The following is a 530-nucleotide window of genomic DNA, read 5'->3' as shown; positions in this document are numbered from 1 at the left end:
AATTGGGGTCCTCAGGCCGGCACGGTCGGCGCCCCACTGGCGGCGCTCGGATACTGCCTGGTCGCCGTCGGCGGCGCACACCCCGCGCTCGGGTTGTTCATCGTCTGCGCGCTCGTCCTCGGTACGGCCTACGGACTGTGTCTGCGTGAGGGACTGCTCGACCTCGAGTCGCTGGCTCCCCCGGCCTCGCGGGGCGCCCTGACCGGGATCTTCTACGTCGGCACCTATCTCGGATTCGGACTGCCGGTGCTACTGGTTGTCATCGAACCCACGATGGGTCCGTCGCTGCCGTTGGTGATCCTCGCCGCTGTTGCCGCCGTCGTTGCCGTGGTCCGATTCCGTCGATTGCGGTCGACCCAGGCTTCCGCGTCACATCCGCGTCTCGAGGTCGCATCGGTCTGAGCGTCCATTCGGACGGAGTTGGCGGTACTTGCAGTCGCAGCTACCCGGCGGTGTTAGCGTCGGAGGACCAGAAGGTCACTGCGTAGGGACACAGCAATGGGCAAGAGCGAGGCGGGCAAGGCCGAATC

The 530-nt window shown here is 66.8% G+C and carries 1 pseudogene; it reads left to right on the top strand.

Annotated elements, in window-relative coordinates:
• Positions 1 to 402 (top strand): annotated as a pseudogene (locus tag ABD369_RS40990) (hypothetical protein); the annotation flags it as partial.
• Positions 403 to 530 lie beyond the last annotated feature (128 nt).

Source organism: Kitasatospora cystarginea (genome assembly GCF_039533515.1).
Taxonomy (GTDB): domain Bacteria; phylum Actinomycetota; class Actinomycetes; order Streptomycetales; family Streptomycetaceae; genus Kitasatospora; species Kitasatospora cystarginea.
This window is presented reverse-complemented; position numbering and strand designations above follow the sequence as displayed.